Origin of the sequence: Marinobacterium litorale DSM 23545 (genome assembly GCF_000428985.1) — a bacterium.
In the GTDB taxonomy this organism is placed as follows: domain Bacteria; phylum Pseudomonadota; class Gammaproteobacteria; order Pseudomonadales; family Balneatricaceae; genus Marinobacterium_D; species Marinobacterium_D litorale.
Genome location: NZ_AUAZ01000038.1, coordinates 13,726 through 33,993 on the forward strand (window position 1 = coordinate 13,726; position 20,268 = coordinate 33,993).

Here is a 20,268-nt window from a genome sequence, read left to right on the forward strand (position 1 = left end):
ATCAATCCCGAATGGTCGCCACTCGCAGATCCGAGGTGGACATATCACCGGAGAGCTGGATCGAGCCGATCTTCTCCAGGGTTTCCGAATCGTGAACCGAAATATCGCTGCTGGTACCACCCACGTAGATGGTCTTGCCATCCGCCGAAATATTCAGATCGTAGTAGGTGTGCGGCATCTCCTTCACGGCGATGGTTTCCTGCTTGCTGATATCGTGCTTCGACAGGGTGTTGAAAGCACCATACAGGATGTTCGGGTCACGCGGGTCGGAGATGAAGTTGAAGACGATGAACTGGAAAGGCACGATCTCCATGCGCTCCGCTTCACCGGTCTCCAGATCCACCCGGCTCATCCCCCACCACCATTCGGCGGTCTCGAAATTCCACTCTTCCGAATCAAACTTCGCGGTTACGTAGGGCATGATGTACTCGTTGCTCTGCTCACCCTGGTTGTGCATCGCAAAGGCATCGGGCGGCAACCACAGCGGGCCTTTTTCCCAGTTCTGCAGCGGCGTCACCATGCGAACTTCCCCGGTGTCCGGGTTAATCGCTTTAACGTCGGCACCACCAAGAATCACCTCTCCCTGAGCGGTGGTCGCAATCTTGGTGATACGCCGGTCCACCGGGAAGGTCCGTACCGGTTTGGCACCTACACCATCAGCCACATTGAACACCGCCAGACGCGGCTGTTCCACCGTGAAGCGGTCACGCTTGAGGCCGAACGGGTTCTGAATCGTATACAGCTCGGTGCCGTCCGGGCTCACCGCCACCGACTGGAAGGATTTGACCTTCAGCGTGGGCGTGGACTGGGCGGCATGGAAGGTGATATCGCAGCTGCGGATATCAAAGCCATACACATCTTCCATACCGTTGCTGAGTACGTAGGCGGTCTTGCCATTCGGGGCCAGTGCAATGGAGCCGGAACCGAAGTTGCCCGGCACATCACAGGTGCGTTCCACCTTGTTGGTGGCCATGTCAATCACCTGCAGGTGACCCGGGCGGGTCACGGTCAGCAGGTACTCCTGTGCGGCCTGGGCTGCCGGTGCGACAGCACTCATCAGGGCGGCTGCGCCCAGCGAGCCGGCCAGGGCGGTGGACTTGAACATCTGAGTCAATTTCATTTCCGGGCTCCCTTACTCGCCATCCTCGTAGATACCATCCAGCTTGCGCCAGTCTTCATCGGCCTTGGCCACATCCTTGTTCCAGTCCGGATAGGTGTTCATGGTGTCGGGCACCTGGGCCGGCCACCAGCAGGCATCCGCGCAACCGTACAGATCCGATTCCATGGGCTGGCACAGCGAGCCGAGGCCGCCGAACGGGTCCAGCTCCCAACCGGGGTCTGTGGTGGCGGTGCAGCCGACGACGGTCTGCATGGCAACCACGTCTTCGACCTCTTCGGGGCTGATCGCTTTATTGATCAGCTGGGCTTTCTTGTTAAGGGATTTCAAATGTTTCATTTCAGGCACTCCTCCTCGGAGAGACATGTGCTTCGAAGAACCCCGGGTTCTCGAGCATGATCCGCGCATACACCTCCACACCGAAATCGACCCAGTCGCGCATCAGGTCACAGTAGTGGTAGGAGGGATGGGTCGGATCTCCATATTTGGCGTAACTTTCGTGGTAGCAACCACCGGAACAGAGATTACGGATGCGGCAGGTTTCACAGCCGGTATCACTGCGATCAAGACGTTTCTCGACGAACTCGGCCAGACGCGGCTTGTCGATGCCGTGGGTGACATCACCGAACAGCTCCATGTCGGAGCCGGTGAAGCGATGGCAGAGGTTGAGACCACCATCCTTATCCACCGCCAGCAGACCCAGACCTGCACCACAGGGCACCAGTTTTTTGTTGCCCTCGTACATGTCGGTAATCAGCTGATGCATGTTGCCGTAGCCGAAGTTCTCGTTGCGCAGCGCCGCTTCCAGGTAGCGCTGCCCGAGCCGCTTCATGCCGGCGAACACCTCGATGAGCTCCTCACCGGTCAGGTTGAACTCGGCGATATCGCCGGAGGTCACCGGGCCGAAGCCCACCTCGAAGAAGCCGAGCTCGCCGGAGAGGTGATCATAGATTCGCTCCACATCAGTGATACCGCGGGTCAGCGTGACACGGCAGCCGACGGGACGGGCCGTGTAACGTTTAAGCAGCATCTCCACCTTGCGCCGCACCACATCATAGGTGCCTTGGCCGCCCACGGTGATCCGGTTCTTGTCGTGCATCGCCTTGGGGCCGTCCATGGAGATGGTCAGGCCGAAGCGATGGGCGTTGAACCAGTCCACCAGCTCTTCGGTGAGCAGCGTGGCATTGGTGGTCATGGTGAAGTCGACAGTGGCATCCAGCTGTGCAAAGCGCTTCTCGCAATAATCCACCACCTCGCGGATCAGCGGCATATTGGAGAGCGGTTCACCACCAAAGAAGACAACGTTGTAGTTGGGCTGATCCGGTGATTCGCGCAGCAGCATCTCCACTGACTGAATCGCCGTATCCAAGGCCATCTTCTCACCCTTGGAGGGGGTGGTCAGATCCTCCTTGTAGCAGTAGGTGCAGCTCAGGTTGCAGCCGGTGTTGACGTTCAGCACCACGGTGGTCAACGGGAACTTGTTGACCTGCTGTGGGGCCGGATTGATCCGGGCCACAGTGCTGCCGTCGGAGATCACTTCCAGTGAGCGCAGTTCGTCCAGAACCTCCATCACGTCCTGCTGTGAATAACGCGCAGCCAGTCCGGCCAGTTGCTCCGGAGCGACCTGCTCGTGGGCATCGAACAGCGCCAGCAATTCGCGCCCGAGATCGTCGAGCTCGAAAATGCTGCTGCTGGGGATGTGAAACAGCATCTGACGGGTATCCACATCAACCCGGTGCAGATTCGGTTTCACCAGCGTCATGGCGCCCATATTCACCTCTTTTCGTTCTGTTAGGTGGCTACCACTGAATCGATCAGTCAAGCACGCGTTCAACAAAGTCAGGTACGGATACCAGCATGCTGCCGCGTCCTTCCACGGCATTGCCACCATCATCAACGGTGGCAACCACGTTCAGACGGCCCACATTGTTGGCTGACATCTTGCGCTCGGGATTCGGACCCGCATCACCGGGAATAAACATACCGGCTGGGGTAATCTCACCCGCATAAAGATGATCCTTGTCGTGCTCGGCGATCTCGTCGGCCGGTTCAATCGACCAGCTGGCAGGCATGTAACCCAGGCGCACATCATCTTCAGTACCCGGCTCACCATCGGCACCGGCGCTGTAACCGATAGCGCGGTAGGTGGCACGGATCTTCTCCATCTCGCCGCCATTACCGCCGATACGAGAGATGGCATTCACCGGTGTTACATCAACCCGGGCGACCTGCTCATAGACGTTCAGCGCCACATCGCTGTCAGCGGATCCCACCTTCACGGTATTCACACCTGTATCACCCGCGGCTGTTGCGGCCACAACGATACGGTCTTTGCTACGCGCAATGATCTTGTCGACGCTTACCCCATCACCCAGATCGATATCGCCATCCAGATTCTGGCCAACGATGACCAGTTCGGCGGATTCGCCCGCTTTCAGGTAGGTAGGCATAACGGCAACGACCTGAGCATCGCCCGTGTCTTTAACCGCGCGAAGCTCACCACCGATCTCATCTTCGGCGGCCAGGAACATACGTCCATCCATCATCTGGCCGTTCTTATCGGCGGCCATCACCTGACGCATTTTGACACTGTCGATGGTGATCGTGCCGCGCCACTCGTAACCGGTGAACACGGTGGCATTACCCTTGCCTTCGATCACGGCGCCATCGGCATAGTTGCCTTCCAGCTCCAGGCTATAGCGGTCCTCGCCGGTTTTCGCCGCGGTCATCCAGGCGGAGAATTCGCCTTTGGCCGGGATATAACCCAGCACGCGCCAACGACCCATCAGGCTCGCCTTATCAGCCTTTTTCCAATCATTCCATTCGGGCGTCACCAACGGGTACATCTCGGCCAACTTCACCGCTGTCTCGTCATGGGCCAGGTGATACCAGGGACGGTCACGAGAGCCGGCATGCAGCTCAATACCCGGGAATTGCGCCATGTGGAAGTCCACCAGGGTCTGCCACTCATCCTCGGTGCGGCGCTGCAATCCGATACGGGCTGCACTGTGGCAACGGGCACACATCTGCATAACGTTCTCGTCGATACCGACTTCCACCCGGTTGGTATCCTGCTCCAGCAGATAACGGAAAGGCGCAGATTCTTCCGGTGCCAGTCCCTGATGGTCGGACAGATACTTGATTACCGTCCGCTTCTCTTCCGTACTGATTTCCAGGTCGCGCAGGTGCTGCATGCGGTTCAATGTCATCTGCCAGCCTTCCGGCGTCTTACGCAGATCACTGATTCGGGAAAAGCTGGGATTATCCGCATCACCCGATTCGGTATGACAGGCCAGGCACCTGTCACGGATTATCTCCTGTGCGTCCGCGGCCAGGGCCGGCAGACTGCCCAGTCCCGCCAGGGCCAGGATACTGGCTCCCAGCAGTGCACCCTTGGTTCTGTTGTTATTCAATGCCATCACTCCTACCTAGTCAGGATGATTGTCGACGAACGAGCCTGCCGATGACTGTAGCCGATGAGGAAGGCGCCCTCGGCGGTGCTCCATGGGAAGCTATGAATAAGTCCATGGCCTCTCAGACTTCCCTTGCCTACTCAAATTAAGATCGCTGTGTAAATAAAGTTCGCGACACATTTACCAAGTTGTCTTGTTATGTAACAGCTTGTAACAGGCGATTCTATCTAATTGATAATTCTGAATATTCATCGTTATCACAGGACTTGAGCCGCCTGGCTATTTAAAGATATGTTAGATTATTCTTGGCAGGACGCAGGGATCAGCAGGACGCCCCAGATGGAATCAGCCCACGATAGTGTTCGGTACCCTATGAATCAGACCCGCAACCCCGCCCGTATCCTCGTTGTTGAAGATGATTTCGCTTCCCGAGCACTGCTGGTCAGCCACTTCGAAAAGGAGGGCTATCTGGTGAGTGAAACCGATCAGGCCGATGACCTGTGCAATCGCGTACGCGAAGAGCAGATCGATCTGGTGCTTCTGGATATCAATCTGCCCGGCCGCGATGGTCTGACGCTGACCCGGGAACTAAGGGCAAATTCGCTGGTGGGTATTATTCTGGTAACCAGCAAGGATGATGAGATCGACCGGATCGTCGGCCTGGAGCTGGGAGCCGATGACTATGTCACCAAACCGTTCAATCCACGCGAACTGTTGGTCAGAGCCAAAAATCTGCTCTGGCGTATCGGGTCCGGCAGTCACTCGCCAGCTCAGACCGAAGCCCCCCAAACGCCCGCCTGGTCGTTCGAGAATTGGCTGCTTGATCCCCAGAAGCGTCAACTGATCGGCCCGGATGGCCACGCCGAGCGTCTGCCCGAAGGGGAGTTCAAACTGTTACGGGCGCTGGTCACCCGACCCGGTCAGGTGCTCTCCCGCGATCAGTTAATGGATGCGATCCATGATCGGGAGTGGACCCCGAATGACCGTTCCGTCGATGTGCTGATCGGACGCCTGCGGCGCAAGCTCGGTGACAATCCGTCCAATCCCCAGTTGATCCTCACCGCCCATGGCGCAGGCTACATGTTCGCCGGCTATGTAAACCGATAACGGCATCCATCGCCGGATTCACACTCAAAACCGTTGTCAGACCGCCAGATACTGCTTGACCAGCTCATCACTGAGGTTCGCCATGCTGTCGGCGGCCATGATCCGCCCCCGGTCCAGAATGGCAAAACGGTCAGCGTATTTGCGGGCAAAGGGCAGCTTCTGCTCCACCAGGATCACGGTCAGCCCATCCTCTTTCATCAGACGACGGATCACCTCACCGATCTGAGCCACGATGTTGGGCTGAATCCCCTCCCCCGGTTCATCCAGAATCAGCAGACGCGGCTCAATCACCAGTGCCCGCCCAATGGCCAACTGCTGTTGCTGACCGCCGGAGAGGTCACCGCCACGGCGATTCTTCATCTCTTTGAGGACGGGAAAGAGCTCGTAGATGCGCTCGGGAATTGTTTTCAGGCCATCCTTGCGCACCGCCAGACCGGTACGCAGGTTTTCCTCCACCGTCAGCATGGGGAAGATCTGACGGCCCTGGGGTACATAGCCGATGCCCAGTCTTGAGCGCTCCTCGATGCTGCGCTTGGTCAGTTCCACATCGCCTTCCAGCATGATAGAACCGCTCTTGACCGACTCCTCTCCCATGATCGTCTTCATCAGCGTGGTCTTGCCCACACCATTACGCCCCATCACACACAGACATTCGCCTTTGGGAATCTGTAGATCCAGATCCCAGAGGGTGTGGCTCTCACCGTAGAACTGGTTGAGCTGTTCGATCTTGAGCATCAGTCATCCTCCCCCAGATACACCTTCACTACATCCGGATCAGCGGAGACCTGATCCATGCTTCCTTCGGCCAGAACACTGCCCTGATGCAACACAGTCACCTTGCGGGCAATGGAGCGCACAAAACCCATATCATGTTCCACCACCACCACGGACTGTTTGCCGGCAAGCCCCGTGAGCAGCTCGGCGGTACGTTCCATCTCCTGCTCGGTCATCCCGGCTACCGGCTCATCCACCAGCAGCAAGCGCGGTTTCTGCATCAGCAACATACCGATCTCCAGCCACTGCTTCTGGCCGTGGGACAGAATCCCGGCCAGGCGTTCACGCAAATCCGACAGACCGATGATATCCAGCACCTCGTCGATACGGTCCTGATGTTCGCCGGTCAGCGCCGCAGTCAAGGTCGGGAATACCCGCTTGTCGGCGGCCATGGAAAGTTCCAGGTTCTCAAACACCGTCAGTGCCTCAAACACCGTGGGTTTCTGGAACTTGCGGCCGATTCCCAGCGTGGCGATCTCCGGTTCATTCATGTTGAGAAGGTTATGGCGGCTACCGAACCAGACCGACCCGGTATCCGGACGTGTCTTGCCGGTGATGATATCCATCATCGTGGTTTTCCCCGCCCCGTTGGGACCGATGATGCAGCGCAGCTCGCCATCATCGATGGTCAGGTTCAGGTTGTTGATCGCCTTAAAGCCATCGAAGCTAACCGTCACATCCTCCAGATAGAGAATCGGACCGTGGCGTACATCTACCGGAGACTGGGTAGGCGCCAGAAATTCGAACACCCGGTCACGACGGGTGAACTCCGTCATAATGCTCATACGCCGGCCTCCTGTGCAGTACCCGCTACGCTTTTGTCAGTACTTGCTTTCTTCTGTGTTAACCCCGCCAACAGACCTGCGATCCCCTTGGGCAGGAACACGGTGACCAGGACGAACAGCGCCCCCAGAGCAAATAGCCAGGCGTCGGGCATGACGCCGGTAAACACGGTTTTGGCGTAGTTGACGATCAGGGCACCGATCACGGCACCGTAAAGCGTGGCGCGACCACCTAAAGCGACCCAGACCACCACCTCGATAGAGAACAGCGGCGAAAACTCGCTGGGGTTGATAATCCCCACCTGCGGCACATACAACGCACCGGCTACACCGGCCAACATGGCCGAGACCACGAAGACAAACAGCTGTATCCGTTCCACCCGGTAACCGATAAAGCGGGTACGCGCCTCGGCATCGCGACAAGCCACACTGACCCGTCCCAACTTGGAGCCAACAATGGCACGACAGATCAGGTAGCCGATAGCCAGTGCAATCCCGGAGGCGACAAACAGCCCCAGACGTGCGCCATCGGTACGCAGATCAAAGCCGAGAATATCCATAAAGTCGGTCAGGCCGTTGTTGCCGCCAAAGCCCATCTCGTTGCGGAAGAACGCCAGCATCAGGGCAAAGGTGAGTGCCTGGGTGATAATCGACAGGTACACACCGGTCACCCGGGAGCGGAAAGCCAGATAGCCGAAAATAAAGGCCAGGATACCCGGTGCCAGCAGCACCATCAGGAAGGCGAACCAGGCCATATCGAAGCCATACCAGTACCAGGGCAGCTCCTGCCAGTTCAGGAACACCATAAAGTCGGGCAGCTCAGGATTACCGTAGACACCGCGATCACCGATCTGGCGCATCAGGTACATACCCATGGCGTAACCACCCAGCGCAAAGAAGGCGCCGTGACCCAGGCTGAGGATCCCCAGGTAGCCCCAGACCAAGTCCACCGCCACCGCCAGCAGCGCGTAGCAGAGGTATTTACCCATCAATGTCACGGTATAGGTGCTGACATGCAGCGCGCTATCTTCCGGCATGGTCAGGTTAAGAAAGGTCACCAGCGCGACAGCGCCAAGCAACACGGCCAGGAAGATCTGGGTAGAGCGTTCGGTAAATGGCCGTGTCAGCCAGGACTGTCCGTAATTGGTGGATTGCGTCATCGATCAACCCTCCGCAGCACGGCCCTTCTGCGGGAAGAGTCCGCGCGGGCGTTTTTGAATGAACAGAATGATAAAGACCAGAACCAGGATCTTGGCGAGAACCGCACCGGCCCAGGGTTCGAGCAGCTGGTTAATGGTACCCAGTGACAGACCTGCTACCAGAGTGCCCCAGAGGTTACCCACACCGCCGAACACCACGACCATGAAGGAGTCGATGATGTAGTTCTGACCCAGGTTGGGACCCACGTTGGTGATCTGGGACAGAGCAACACCGGCCAGCCCGGCCACACCGGAACCCAGCGCGAAGGTCATGATATCCACGCGGGTCGCCTTGATACCCATGGAACGCGCCATCGCCCGGTTCTGCGTAACCGCACGAACCTCAAGGCCCAGACGGGTCTTGCGCATAATCAGCATCAGGCCTGCAAACACCACCAGTGCGAAACCGATGATATAGAGGCGGTTCAGCGTCAGGCTCAACGCCTCGTTGATCATGATTGAGCCGCTCATCCACTCCGGAGTCACCACGGTGCGGTTAAGCGGAGAAATGACGGTACGGACCAGCTGCTGCAGAATCAGGCTGATACCGAAGGTCGCCAGCAGGGTTTCCAGGGGGCGCCCTTTCAGGTGCTGGATCACGGTACGCTCGATCGCTACACCGGCCAAAGCCGCAACCATAAAGCCTGCCGGAATCGACAGTATCAGCGCCAGCCCCGGCTGACCCGGTAGCAGCTGCTGCATGCCCCAGGTGGTGTAGGCGCCCAGCATGATCAGCTCACCATGGGCCATATTAATGACACCCATAACGCCAAAGGTTATCGCCAGACCGATGGCGGCCAGCACCAGCACAGAACCCAGTGAGATACCGAAATAGAGGGTCTTGGCGGCGTTGTTCAGTTTTAGTTTCTGCTCGATCTGGTCCAGCGCCGTCTGTGCGGCGGCAGCCAGCTCGGCATTATCACTGCGCGCTGCGTTGGTCAGCGCGGCGCGGGCATCGATGTTAAGGCTTCCGGACAGTTGTGCCACGGCATCGAGATCGCCAAGCGCATCCACCTTGTAGATTGCGATTGCTTCTGTGAGCGCCGCTTTTACATCACTGTTGGCTTCCGCCTCCATCAATGCAGTAATCCGCTCGATCAGCGTTTCATCCACACTGCCGCGCAGTTCACGGGCAGCGGTCAGCCGCTTTTCCGGATCCTGCACCGTCAGATCGATCACCGAAAGAATGCCATCCAGTTCCCGGCGCAGTGCATTGTTGACGCGGATGCTGTCCAGATCGCGCCGTGAGACTTCGCCGATCTCCTCACCACTGAGGGCATCGGCCACGGTCCAGTTACGGCCCCGGTTCTCCAGCACGATGACAAAATCACCGGTCTCTTCATTTTGCGCCAGCTTGCCATCGGCAAAGGCTTCCAGCCATTGTCGCGCCCGCTCATCGCCGCTGCTTGCTATATCGCTGATTACAGCTCCCTTTTTGGCGTTGGGGGCATCAGCCAACTGTTTAAGCAGAGATTTGGCCTGGGCGTCGTCAGCCTGCGCGGGCAGCGCCATCAGGGCTAACAGACAGGCAGTCAGAAGCAGTCTGAGCGACCGTATGATGCTCATGGGTGCGTCCTATCTTTCGGTTAGTTTGGCTTTGGAGCTGTCCCTGACGGGACGGAAGGTACAGGCACCGCGCTGGGCGGTGCCTGTTTTTTCAGCCGTTGCGGCTTAGTTGGTAGCGACTTTCTCGCCACCGCCACAGGTCTTCTCGACCACGTTGTAGTTACCGCAGAACAACGGCTTACGCCAGTCACTGATCAGGTCTTTGGAGCCCGGCAGGAAGTCGGACCAGGCATCACCGGCTACAGTAGACGGCGTTTCCCAAACCACGGAGAACTGACCGTTATCCTGAATCTCACCGATCAGCACCGGCTTGGTGATGTGGTGGTTCGGCATCATGGTCGCGTAACCACCGGTCAGGTTGGGTACGGAAACACCGATGATGGAGTCTTTAACCGCATCCACATCGGTGGTGCCGGCCTTCTTAACCGCTTCCAGCCACATGTTGAAGCCGATGTAGTGTGCTTCCATCGGATCGTTGGTAACCGCGTTTTCATCACCCTTGTAGGCAACCCACTGGTCAATGAAATCGTAGTTGGCATCGGCATCCACGCTCATGAAGTAGTTCCAGGCGGCCAGGTGACCGACCAGCGGCGCGGTGTCGATACCGGACAGCTCCTGCTCACCCACGGAGAAGGCAACAACCGGGATGTCGGACGCAGAGATACCCTGGTTACCCAGCTCGCGGTAGAACGGCACGTTGGCATCACCGTTGATGGTGGAAACCACGGCGGTCTTCTTGCCCTGGCTACCGAACGACTTGATGTCGGAAACGATAGACTGCCAGTTGGAGTGACCAAACGGGGTGTAGTTGATCATGATGTCTTCTTCGGCAACACCGTGATCTTTCAGGTAGGTTTCCAGGATCTTGTTGGTAGTACGCGGATAAACATAGTCGGTACCGGCCAGCACCCAGCGCTCAACACCGATCTCGTTCATCAGGTAATCGACAGCCGGAATCGCCTGCTGGTTTGGCGCAGCGCCAGTGTAGAAGACGTTTTCGGATGACTCTTCACCTTCGTACTGAACCGGGTAGAACAGCAGACCGTTCAGCTCCTCGACCACCGGCAGTACCGACTTACGCGATACAGAGGTCCAGTTACCGAAGATCACATCCACTTTTTCCTTGGCCAGCAGCTCGCGGGCTTTCTCGGCAAACAGCGGCCAGTTGGAAGCCGGATCGACAACAACCGGCTCCAGCTCGCGACCGAGCAGACCACCGTTTTCGTTCTGCTTCTCGATCAGCATCAACATGGTGTCTTTCAGTGTGGACTCACTGATAGCCATGGTGCCGGAGAGAGAGTGCAGGATACCAACCTTGATCGGATCCGCTGCAAAGGCAGCCATGGAGAAACCGGTTGCACCAACGGTCAGCGCGACGCCTGCGGCCAGTGATTTGATCTTCATTACTTACCCCCTTTGGGATTTTAAGAAAAGAAACTCAACACAAGAGCGATTATTCTTTTCCGGGGGCCGAAGGGGTATGCGCGCAATGACGCAGGCAACTACGTCATTTGACGTAGTCGGCACCTGTAAAGCTGAAACGAAGGGAAAATGGGACCTACACTTTTTGGCACGGGTTAGCCTTTTTTCTCCAGCGCCAGGTAGTGCTCAATGCCCGCGATCTGGTCTTCGGCGTGGTGATTCACATACAGCACCGTGGTTTCGCCAGCGGCACAGATCTTTTCGATCAACGCCAGCACCAGCTGTCTGTTCATATCATCCAGCCCCAGGCAGGGTTCATCGAGGATCAGCAGCGGCGGGTGTTTGACCATGGCCCGGGCGATCAGCAGCAGGCGCTGATCGCCGTAGGAAAGCTTGTTGAAGGGCTGGTCGGCGCGCTCGGTCATACCCAGCAGGGCCAGCCACTGATCGGCGATCTCCTTCTGCTTGTCGGTGGACTTGGAGTACATGCCGATGCTGTCGTAGAAGCCGGAGATGATCACGTTTTTGCAACTGGTGCTGACACGGTACTCCCACTGCAACGCGGTGGATACGTAACCAATAAACTGCTTGATCTGCCAGATGCTCTCGCCGTTGCCACGCTGGAAACCGAAGACAAAGATATCGTTCACGTAGCATTGTGGATGGTCACCGGTAATCAGTGACAGCAGGCAGGTTTTGCCACTGCCGTTCGGCCCGCTCAATTGCCAGTGCTGACCGCGTTCGATGGTCCAGTCCAGGCCATCGATGATCACATCATCGCCATATTTAACGCTGATGTTTTTCAGGCTCACCAGCGGCTGAGCGGGGTCCAGATCCGGCAGCTTGCCGGCGGGGTCCGCCCCGGGCACTTCGAGATCCGTGGTTTTCAGGTGCAGCAACTGGTACAGCTCGTTAAAGGCGACTTCATCCAGACGATCCACCGTATGGCTCAACCGCCCTTTATCGACGTAAGCAACATGGGTGATGAATTCAGGCATCTCGTCAAAACGGTTCAGTACCAGGATCATCGGCACTTCATCAACGATGGCGGCCAGATGCGCCTGCAGCATCACCAGGGTGTCGGCATCCAGGCCGTCGAAGGGCTCATCCAGAATAAGCAGGTCCGGCTTGCTGGAGAGCGCCCGGATCAGCATCATTTTGCGGGTTTCCCCGGTGGAGAGCTTGCGAAAGGCCCGATCCAGCAAGCCGGTAAGGCCAAACTTCTCAACCAGCTCACTGGCCAACTCGGGATCGGCGCAGTCATTAAAAATCATTTCGCGGACAGGCGTGCCCTCGGCGATAACGTCCATGATATCGGCGTCATCTTTTTTCAGCTCCTGTGCGATCAGCTCGGCCTGAGCCTCAAAAGAGACCAGCCCGACATTGCCGGGAACACCGGTTAACGTGCCACTTTCTATCTCACCGAATCCGGCCAGTACAGCGCCCAACGCCGACTTGCCTGCACCGTTGGTGCCGGTGATCACCCAATGCTGATCGAGCTCGATCTGCCAGTCGATCTCGCTGAGTTTAAAGCGATCATCAAAGTTCACTGTTAAATTTTGCAGGGAGATAGAAGCAGTCATCGGCATGAATCCAGGCAAAAGGTATTTTGAAAGCTAAACTGTTTGTTGAAAGCGTTCAGACAAAAAGGCCGGACTTCCTGTGAGGAGGCCCGGCCTTTTCTGTTTAACGGGCTATACGCCGATTAAACGATTTTCTTCATGTCAGCCATGTGACCACGCAGAACCGCACCCACCTTCTCAACCGGGTGGCTGCGCAGCGCGGTGTTGACTTCGATCAGGCGAGCATTGTCGACGCCGTTGTCATCAACGTTCAGGCCTTTACCGATCACGTCGGACTTGATGCCCTTCATGAAATCAGCCAGCAGCGGTACACACGCGTGGTTGTACAGGTAGCAGCCGTACTCAGCGGTATCGGAGATAGTGGCGTTCATCTCGTACAGTTTTTTACGGGCGATGGTGTTGGCGATCAGCGGAGTCTCGTGCAGAGACTCATAGTATGCAGACTCAGCGATGATGCCGGCAGCGGTCATAGTTTCGAACGCCAGCTCAACACCGGCTTTAACCATGGCAACCATCAGGATGCCGTTATCGAAGTATTCCTGCTCGGAGATTTCGAAATCGCCGGCCGGAGTCTTTTCGAAGTTGGTTTCAGCGGTTTCTGCGCGCCAGGTGTGCAGTTTGATATCGTCGTTGGCCCAGTCTTCCATCATGCCGGAAGAGAAGTTGCCGTTCATGATGTCGTCCTGGTGCTTGTTGTACAGCGGACGCATGATCTGCTTGAGCTCTTCAGCCAGGTCGAAAGCCTTGATCTTGGCCGGGTTGGACAGACGGTCCAGCATGTTGGTTACGCCGCCGTACTTCAGTGCTTCGGTGATGGTTTCCCAACCGTACTGAATCAGCTTGGACGCGTAACCCGGATCTACACCCTCTTCAACCATCTTGTCGAAGCACAGGATAGAACCGGTCTGCAGCATACCGCAGAGGATAGTCTGCTCGCCCATCAGGTCGGACTTCACTTCCGCGATGAAGGAAGACATCAGAACGCCCGCTTTGTGACCGCCGGTACCGACAGCGTAGGCTTTAGCCAACGCCAGACCTTCACCTTTCGGGTCGTTGTCTTCGTGAACGGCGATCAGAGTCGGCACACCGAAACCACGCACGTATTCAGCACGGACTTCAGAACCCGGGCACTTCGGCGCAACCATGATAACGGTCAGGTCGTCACGGATTTTCATGCCTTCTTCAACGATGTTGAAACCGTGAGAGTAGGACAGGCAGGCGCCCTCTTTCATCAGCGGCATAACAGCGTTAACAACAGCGGTGTGCTGCTTATCGGGGGTCAGGTTCAGAACCACGTCCGCTGTCGGGATCAGCTCTTCGTAGGTACCTACGGTGAAGCCGTTCTCGGTGGCGTTCTTCCATGACTGACGCTTCTCGGCAATCGCTTCCGGACGCAGCGCGTAAGACACATCCAGACCGCTGTCACGCAGGTTCAGACCCTGGTTCAGGCCCTGGGCGCCACAGCCGATAACGACCATCTTCTTGCCTTTCAGCGCTTCAACGCCGTCAGCAAATTCAGAGAGGTCCATGAAACGGCATTTGCCGAGCTGTTCCAGCTGCTCGCGAAGCGGCAGTGTATTGAAGTAATTGGCCATCTGACTCAAATCCTGATTTACACGGTTAAAGTATCGACACTGGGTCTGATCGATACCCATAAAGAAGACCCTGGCGGCTGCCCAACTGCGCGGCAACCTGCATTAAGTGACGCCACTCTATAGAAAATAGATCCTTGCGTAAATTGACATATATGCAATGACATGTCCCTTATTTTGCAATGCTCTGCTATTATGCGTTGTATGAATATCAGAGCCCTCAAACACTTCCTCTCGCTGGCGGAAACCCTGCACTTTGGCCGTGCTGCCGACGAGTGCAATATCAGCATCTCAGCGCTCTCGCGCAACATCCGCCAATTGGAAGACGCCGTGGGCGCTCAGCTGTTCAACCGGGATAACCGCACCGTCGCACTGACGCCCGAGGGCAGGCAGTTCCTCAAATACGCCCGGGAATCCTGCAATCAGTGGGATATGATCCGCTATGAACTGACCGACAACTCGGACCAGCTACGCGGCGAGATCAGCCTTTATGGTTCTGTCACCGCAAGCTACAGCTTCCTGTTCGACCTGCTCAGCCGCTTTCGTATCGCCCATCCCGGCATCGAAATCAAGCTGAGAACCGGCGATCCGGAACACGCCATCGCTCACATCCTGGATGGTTCCGAGGACATAACCATCGCCGCACGGCCGCTAAAGCTACCCAGAGGCCTGGCCTTCAAACCCATCGCCATCTCACCGCTACTGTTTATCGCGCCCATCGAGCAACAGGTACCCAACGTACCCACCGACCCGCCGAAAGACCCAAAAGAGTGGGCCGATATCCCGATGATCCTGTCGGAAGGTGGCGTGTCCCGTTACCAGGTGGATGAATGGTTTGCCCAGCACGGCATCAAACCGAAGATCTACGCACAGGTCACCGGTAACGAAGCGATCGTAAGCATGGTAAGCCTGGGCTTTGGCATCGGCGTGGTGCCCAAGATCGTGCTGGATAACAGCCCGCTGGCCAACCGGATCCATGTGCTGGACGTAACGCCCGAGCTCGAGCCCTACGATATAGGCTTGTTTACGCTGAAAAAGAACCTGGCGAACCCGCTGGTGGAGGCGTTTTGGAATTTGATGTAATACGGAAAGACAGGGCGCACTGATTCAACTCCTATTCCCAGACGATAAAAAACGGGCCACAAGAGCCCGTTTTTTATCGCTTACTGAACGCTAGGTTCAGATCACGGAGATGTTCTCAGCCTGAGGACCTTTCTGGCCCTGAGTCACAGAAAACTGAACTTCCTGGCCTTCAGCCAGGGTTTTAAAGCCTGAACCGGTAATCGCACTGAAATGTGCGAAAACGTCCGGACCACCGCTCGCCTGCTGGATAAAGCCAAAGCCTTTAGTTTCGTTGAACCATTTAACGGTGCCAGTAGTAGTAGACATAATAGTATTCTCGTTCAAAAAATATGATTGAACACTGCAGCCAAAATGCTGAACAGGTTCGGATAATGCTCTAAATAATACAAGGACTTATGAAAACTGAACGAGGTACATACGATTAGGCAGGACGTCGAAAAGGTGCATAAATGCAGGTGTTACTCTCAAGCCAGCCCACAGTACGCTTATTATTGGTCCGGCGATAGCTTTATTTCATTTATTTTCATAAAAAGGCGTTTGGCGCGAGGGTGTTCATAGTTCTGTGTCACCTGGTAGCCCGATACCTGATCGCACGGCTCTCATGCATGCGCTTATGTCATTTGCTTGAATGGTAGCAAGAACCACATGGTAGATGTTGTACATACGTAATCCGGGGTTACGGGCTCAGTATCCACTTTGGAGGGATCCAGCATCCGTGGAGGCGGCCAATCGTTAAGAGGCCCCCTTTGCGCACATTGCAGACCTTAGCGGGAATTGGCCAGTCATTCCGGGTACCACTGTACCTGTGGACAAGCGGCTTTAAGTTTCTGTTGTTACATACAGCGTATTGAAGGGTGTGTGCCGTGGACGCTTGTTGTGTCACTTGGCTGTATTCACTTGTGACTGGCAACAGTCGGGAAAATCGTTCAGTATCAGAGATACTATGGACTAGCTGTTGCGGGATACTGCGCACGGCAAAGCTACAAAACGCGCTTGCTCATTTTCACCGGAAGAGAATGGCTGTGGTATCTCGATTTATCCTTTCTCTTCAAGTGCTTATAACAAATCTCCCAGTCTCCGGCTGAGAGCAAATATGCACGTGCGCAGTATTATAACATTACATCTAAATGACATATGACCACTTGGAGTTTGAATGAAAGTAGGATTTTTCTTCGGGGCAGGAGCCGAGATAGGTTATGGACTTCCGAGCGGTGGAAAGTTCGCCATCGACCTCTTTCGACAAGATGTGAGTGAACATAAGAAAAAGCTGCGTGAACAGCTTGGGAAAATTGATGCACGAACAAATTATGCCACTAGCTGGCTTCCAGAGAATTATGCAACACAGCGTATTCATGCATTCGGTAAAAATGAATTTACAGCGTTAATTGAATCCTCAATTGAATACAGGAAAAATGAAATCATTCGGAGGCTTAACGTCTTCGATGAAGAGGTCGAATATGCTCTTTCTCAATTAGGTATAGAAAAGGATATTCTAATTGATAAGTTCAATGAGCAGATGGATACCGACTTTGGCGAACACCTGTATTCGACGGCAATAAGAATGAACCCAATCCTTGCCAATGAAGTCAGGCTTTTTGGAAGTGAATCATATTCCGCGATTTTAAGTGTTATTAGTGGTGGGCAAAACTCTGCTGATCTTCAACGTTACGCAGGAGCTTTTCTTCAACTACTTGTTGGGGCTCATGGTCAGCACCTAGTGCAACGGCTAAACCAAGAGCTTTTTGAGGCTGCTCCGGACGATATTCCAATTTTCGATGACGTTACAGGTATGTTTAAGCTCGAGTTTAGCCGCGCTGGCCTGACCGCTTTAGAGTTATTGCTTGAAAAGCGTCGTAATTATGATCTTGAAAATGGTAATGTTTCTGAAATTTTATGTGCTGTTTCTCAGCAGGTTTTGGAAAATATATTTACAACAGTTTTAGACTATCAATCGTTAATCGATAGTCATTTTAGATATCTATTTTCACCCAGAACAGAATGGGCAAAGTTTTCGAAAATGGTCATTTTCCTTAGAGCAACTAGAGATTATATAGTTAAACAATTAGATGCAATTGGTGACCTCCCAGAAAATGGTTATTATCACGACTTGGAAAAATGTGAACAACTTGGACTTGAGGTTTCTGCTATTGGAACTTCGAACTATAACAGTTTGGTTGAAAAGATATCTGAGGATCTTGATTTTGAGATACCTGCTGTCCAGCACCTAAATGGCGGCGTAACTGATTACTATAATCCATACAAGAATTCGGTAATTTCGGAGGATGATCCTGATCAAGTTCCCGAGGATCAGCTACACGTTCCATTTGTTCTTACCCAAAGCGGGTTGAAGCCGTTAACCTCTGTAGATATGTCTCGTAGATATGTCGGGCTATACGATGAATATGTTGCATGCGACCGTTTGGTTATTGTGGGTTATGGGTTTAATATAGATGATAGCCACATTAATGGCCTTTTCAGGAAGCTTGTTGAGGAAGAAGGAAAGTCAATGTTCTGGGTCTGTTTGGGTAAAGATGGGTCAGCAGAATCTCAGAAAAGAGCCTTGGTAAAACGACTCCGTATTGCCCCAGAGCATCGTGATCTAATAACCGTTATTCCTGTAGAGCCAGCAACTAGATCAATCGGTGATGAGGGATGGTTGGAGATAGTAGCTCAGGGCAATTAGGAGATGTAATAATGCATTGCACCGGACAAGCCGGTGAATGTTGCGTTCGGCCAGCACTAACTCTCACATACTTGGCAAAGCCCTAATCATTTCGGTGGATGAGCGCAATGGATTTGACTCAAGAATATTGGTGGAAAGTATTGCTAGAACTAAAGCTCCGCAAGGTAAGCGGCGACGCGTTCCAGAACTTTTTCTCCGATGTCATGCATAAATGCCACGGTGATGATTTCGTTAGGCTCCGTCCTTTTGGTAGCAAAGGTGATAAGGGTTGTGACGGCTACCTCCAGTCAAGCGGACAAGTGTTTCAATGCTACGGTGCGATAAATGGTGACGGAGGTAAAGTCAATTACCTGATCGGCAAAATGAAGGAAGACTTTGAAAAGGCCAAGGAAAAGCTTCCGTCGATCATGAAGGAATGGTGCATGGTCCACAACTTGGTGGACGGTTTACCAATTGACGCTGTCGAAGTTCTCGAAGAGCTTAAAAAGGAGAACTCAGACATAAAATTCGGATTCATTGGACTGGAGGGTATTGAACGGCGGATAAGCGCCCTCGACAGAACCCAAGTCGAGAGCTTGCTGGGGCCTGTCGCCACAAATCTCGATGCACGAAACCTTCAGATCGAGGAACTTCGCGAGCTGGTGAGTGCCGTTGCAAAGGGAGCGGAGTCGATGACGGCTACAAGCTCACCCATTGAGCCTGTACCTGCTGATAAACTCGATGCTAATGATCTTCCCGGGCACTGGCGTTCCCTGATTGCCGGGGGGTGGCAAAATGCTCATCTCGTAGCCAGTTATCTTGACCGACACCCGGAGCCGCTCGTCGGTGAAAGAATCGCTCGTCTGTTCAATGAAAAATACCAATATTTCAAGGCGCAGCACTTGTCGCCAGGTGCGATCATGAACTCGCTTTACGAATTCGTAACAGGCGCTGGTACTGTCTCTCCAGAACGCCAAGTTGCTGCACAAGCCCTGCTTGCCCACCTGTTTGAAAGCTGTGACATCTTCGAAAACGTAACAGAGGAGATAACAGCATGATTCTACCAGGCAAGCATCTCAAGCATGATCGCTCGCTCATCGGTATCGGGGGGGAGATTCTAGCCGCTATCCACGGCGAATACACAGTTTCAGAGCTTTGGGAGCAAGTGCGCGCTAGGCGCTCCCCCAAAGCAACGCCAATTTCTTACGACTGGTTTATCTTAACCTTGATCTTTTTGTATGCGATAGGTGCCATAGATTACGACCAGGGCTTGATAAGTATTGGAGACGGATTGTGATATTGAATATCGATAGTTCGATACCGACATTCAAGAGAGTTGAGTTCCATGAAGGTCTAAATGTCCTGTTATCAGACAGACAGCCTGGCGCAACGAATAAGCAAACGAGAAACAGCGCAGGGAAAACGAGTCTGGTGGAGATCATTCATTTTCTACTTGGCGCGGACTGCCCCAAGGGAAATCTGTTTCGCACTGACGCACTTATCGAGCATACGTTTCGGGCAGATTTCTTGTTTGGCAGCAAGGTATTTTCGGTTGAACGGGGTGGAGCGGAGCCTTCGAAGATAATTATCCTAAATGAATTGAAAGACCGAGTGTAGTGGTCAACTAATCCCGGACACGGTTTTAAGTTTTTCTTCCGCCGCCAGTGGACTGATGCCGCCATTGGCACGATGTGGCCGCTGGCGGTTGTAGTAATCCATCAGGTACCGACCAATATCCATTTTGGCGACCAGTAGCGAGGAGTAACCGGTTTCTGGCACCCATTCCGTTTTCAGGCTGCGGAACAGCCTCTCCATCGGCGAGTTGTCCCAGCAATTTCCACGACGGCTCATGCTTTGCTCCATGCGGTAGCGCCAAAGCCGTTGGCGGAACTTCAGGCTCGTGTACTGACATCCTTGATCGGAATGGAACAGGATGCCTTCAGGCTGCCCTCGCCGACTCCAAGCGTC

At 54.6% G+C, this 20,268-nt stretch carries 18 protein-coding genes; 5 read left to right on the plus strand and 13 right to left on the minus strand.

The window, feature by feature from the left end:
• Position 1: 1 nt before the first annotated feature.
• The 4 genes from peaD to peaA are packed head-to-tail and all read right to left on the minus strand — an operon-like array spanning position 2 to position 4,536.
• Positions 2–1,120 carry a quinohemoprotein amine dehydrogenase subunit beta gene (peaD, locus tag G403_RS0118540; RefSeq protein ID WP_027855309.1) on the minus strand — a complete coding sequence of 373 codons (1,119 nt, stop codon included), beginning with the start codon at positions 1,118–1,120 and terminating at the stop codon, positions 2–4.
• Positions 1,121–1,132: 12 nt separating this feature from the next.
• Positions 1,133–1,456, minus strand: a complete 324-nt coding sequence (gene qhpC / locus G403_RS0118545; protein ID WP_027855310.1) for a quinohemoprotein amine dehydrogenase subunit gamma — start codon at positions 1,454–1,456, stop codon at positions 1,133–1,135.
• 1 nt (position 1,457) lies between these two features.
• Entirely contained in the window at positions 1,458–2,888 is a 1,431-nt protein-coding gene (gene peaB, locus G403_RS0118550; protein ID WP_027855311.1) for a quinohemoprotein amine dehydrogenase maturation protein, read from the minus strand.
• Between the two features lie 43 nt (positions 2,889–2,931).
• On the minus strand, positions 2,932–4,536 hold the full coding sequence (peaA, locus tag G403_RS0118555; protein ID WP_027855312.1) for a quinohemoprotein amine dehydrogenase subunit alpha: 1,605 nt from the start codon (positions 4,534–4,536) through the stop codon (positions 2,932–2,934).
• Positions 4,537–4,869: 333 nt separating this feature from the next.
• Between peaA and G403_RS0118560 the strand changes: the two genes are divergently transcribed.
• A complete protein-coding gene (locus G403_RS0118560; RefSeq protein ID WP_245578399.1) occupies positions 4,870–5,637 on the plus strand; it encodes a response regulator in 768 nt (255 codons plus the stop codon).
• Positions 5,638–5,673: 36 nt separating this feature from the next.
• Here G403_RS0118560 and urtE read toward each other — a convergent pair whose 3' ends face one another.
• The 7 genes from urtE to ilvC form a co-directional block, all read right to left on the minus strand.
• Complete coding sequence (gene urtE / locus G403_RS0118565) at positions 5,674–6,372, minus strand: urea ABC transporter ATP-binding subunit UrtE (protein ID WP_027855314.1); 699 nt, start codon at positions 6,370–6,372, stop codon at positions 5,674–5,676.
• The gene (urtD, locus tag G403_RS0118570) at positions 6,372–7,196 is read right to left on the minus strand and encodes an urea ABC transporter ATP-binding protein UrtD (RefSeq protein ID WP_027855315.1); all 825 of its coding nucleotides are present in this window, start codon (positions 7,194–7,196) and stop codon (positions 6,372–6,374) included. The genes urtE and urtD overlap by 1 nt, the downstream gene beginning before the upstream one ends.
• Positions 7,193–8,353, minus strand: a complete 1,161-nt coding sequence (urtC, locus tag G403_RS0118575) for an urea ABC transporter permease subunit UrtC (protein WP_027855316.1) — start codon at positions 8,351–8,353, stop codon at positions 7,193–7,195. Before urtC ends, urtD begins: the two co-directional genes overlap by 4 nt.
• Positions 8,354–8,356: 3 nt before the next feature.
• Positions 8,357–9,958, minus strand: a complete 1,602-nt coding sequence (gene urtB / locus G403_RS0118580; RefSeq protein WP_027855317.1) for an urea ABC transporter permease subunit UrtB — start codon at positions 9,956–9,958, stop codon at positions 8,357–8,359.
• A 105-nt stretch (positions 9,959–10,063) separates the two neighbouring features.
• The gene (urtA, locus tag G403_RS0118585) at positions 10,064–11,302 is read right to left on the minus strand and encodes an urea ABC transporter substrate-binding protein (protein WP_245578400.1); all 1,239 of its coding nucleotides are present in this window, start codon (positions 11,300–11,302) and stop codon (positions 10,064–10,066) included.
• 233 nt (positions 11,303–11,535) lie between these two features.
• The gene (gene modF / locus G403_RS0118590; protein WP_036234565.1) at positions 11,536–12,963 is read right to left on the minus strand and encodes a molybdate ABC transporter ATP-binding protein ModF; all 1,428 of its coding nucleotides are present in this window, start codon (positions 12,961–12,963) and stop codon (positions 11,536–11,538) included.
• 122 nt (positions 12,964–13,085) lie between these two features.
• Positions 13,086–14,558, minus strand: coding sequence for a ketol-acid reductoisomerase (ilvC, locus tag G403_RS0118595; RefSeq protein ID WP_027855320.1), 1,473 nt, complete (start codon positions 14,556–14,558; stop codon positions 13,086–13,088).
• Between the two features lie 201 nt (positions 14,559–14,759).
• Here ilvC and ilvY point away from each other — a divergent pair, with 201 nt between their 5' ends.
• Complete coding sequence (gene ilvY, locus G403_RS0118600; RefSeq protein ID WP_027855321.1) at positions 14,760–15,638, plus strand: HTH-type transcriptional activator IlvY; 879 nt, start codon at positions 14,760–14,762, stop codon at positions 15,636–15,638.
• A gap of 96 nt (positions 15,639–15,734) precedes the next feature.
• On the opposite strand, the gene cspE is transcribed toward ilvY, so the two are convergent.
• The gene (cspE, locus tag G403_RS0118605) at positions 15,735–15,944 is read right to left on the minus strand and encodes a transcription antiterminator/RNA stability regulator CspE (protein ID WP_027855322.1); all 210 of its coding nucleotides are present in this window, start codon (positions 15,942–15,944) and stop codon (positions 15,735–15,737) included.
• 847 nt (positions 15,945–16,791) lie between these two features.
• On the opposite strand from cspE, the gene G403_RS0118610 reads away from it, so the two are divergent.
• From G403_RS0118610 to G403_RS0118620, 3 genes are all read left to right on the plus strand, one after another.
• Positions 16,792–18,321: a hypothetical protein gene (locus tag G403_RS0118610; RefSeq protein WP_027855323.1), complete on the plus strand. Its 1,530-nt coding sequence runs from the start codon at positions 16,792–16,794 to the stop codon at positions 18,319–18,321.
• Positions 18,322–18,428: 107 nt separating this feature from the next.
• On the plus strand, positions 18,429–19,358 hold the full coding sequence (locus G403_RS0118615) for an ABC-three component system protein (protein ID WP_027855324.1): 930 nt from the start codon (positions 18,429–18,431) through the stop codon (positions 19,356–19,358).
• Entirely contained in the window at positions 19,355–19,597 is a 243-nt protein-coding gene (locus tag G403_RS0118620) for an ABC-three component system middle component 6 (protein WP_027855325.1), read from the plus strand. The genes G403_RS0118615 and G403_RS0118620 overlap by 4 nt, the downstream gene beginning before the upstream one ends.
• Before the next feature lie 323 nt (positions 19,598–19,920).
• On the opposite strand, the gene G403_RS23930 is transcribed toward G403_RS0118620, so the two are convergent.
• On the minus strand, positions 19,921–20,268 hold a 348-nt coding region (locus G403_RS23930; RefSeq protein ID WP_036234572.1), incomplete at its 5' end, for an integrase core domain-containing protein.

Coding starts and splice junctions, on each gene's coding strand:
- G403_RS0118615 (WP_027855324.1), top strand. CDS start 18,429: ATGGATTTGACTCAAGAATATTGGTGGAAAGTATTGCTAGAACTAAAG.
- modF (WP_036234565.1), bottom strand. CDS start 12,963: ATGACTGCTTCTATCTCCCTGCAAAATTTAACAGTGAACTTTGATGAT.
- peaB (WP_027855311.1), bottom strand. CDS start 2,888: ATGGGCGCCATGACGCTGGTGAAACCGAATCTGCACCGGGTTGATGTG.
- ilvC (WP_027855320.1), bottom strand. CDS start 14,558: ATGGCCAATTACTTCAATACACTGCCGCTTCGCGAGCAGCTGGAACAG.
- G403_RS0118620 (WP_027855325.1), top strand. CDS start 19,355: ATGATTCTACCAGGCAAGCATCTCAAGCATGATCGCTCGCTCATCGGT.
- ilvY (WP_027855321.1), top strand. CDS start 14,760: ATGAATATCAGAGCCCTCAAACACTTCCTCTCGCTGGCGGAAACCCTG.
- urtC (WP_027855316.1), bottom strand. CDS start 8,353: ATGACGCAATCCACCAATTACGGACAGTCCTGGCTGACACGGCCATTT.
- urtE (WP_027855314.1), bottom strand. CDS start 6,372: ATGCTCAAGATCGAACAGCTCAACCAGTTCTACGGTGAGAGCCACACC.
- G403_RS0118610 (WP_027855323.1), top strand. CDS start 16,792: ATGAAAGTAGGATTTTTCTTCGGGGCAGGAGCCGAGATAGGTTATGGA.
- urtA (WP_245578400.1), bottom strand. CDS start 11,302: ATGGCTGCCTTTGCAGCGGATCCGATCAAGGTTGGTATCCTGCACTCT.
- urtB (WP_027855317.1), bottom strand. CDS start 9,958: ATGAGCATCATACGGTCGCTCAGACTGCTTCTGACTGCCTGTCTGTTA.
- urtD (WP_027855315.1), bottom strand. CDS start 7,196: ATGAGCATTATGACGGAGTTCACCCGTCGTGACCGGGTGTTCGAATTT.
- qhpC (WP_027855310.1), bottom strand. CDS start 1,456: ATGAAACATTTGAAATCCCTTAACAAGAAAGCCCAGCTGATCAATAAA.
- G403_RS0118560 (WP_245578399.1), top strand. CDS start 4,870: ATGGAATCAGCCCACGATAGTGTTCGGTACCCTATGAATCAGACCCGC.
- peaD (WP_027855309.1), bottom strand. CDS start 1,120: ATGAAATTGACTCAGATGTTCAAGTCCACCGCCCTGGCCGGCTCGCTG.
- peaA (WP_027855312.1), bottom strand. CDS start 4,536: ATGGCATTGAATAACAACAGAACCAAGGGTGCACTGCTGGGAGCCAGT.
- cspE (WP_027855322.1), bottom strand. CDS start 15,944: ATGTCTACTACTACTGGCACCGTTAAATGGTTCAACGAAACTAAAGGC.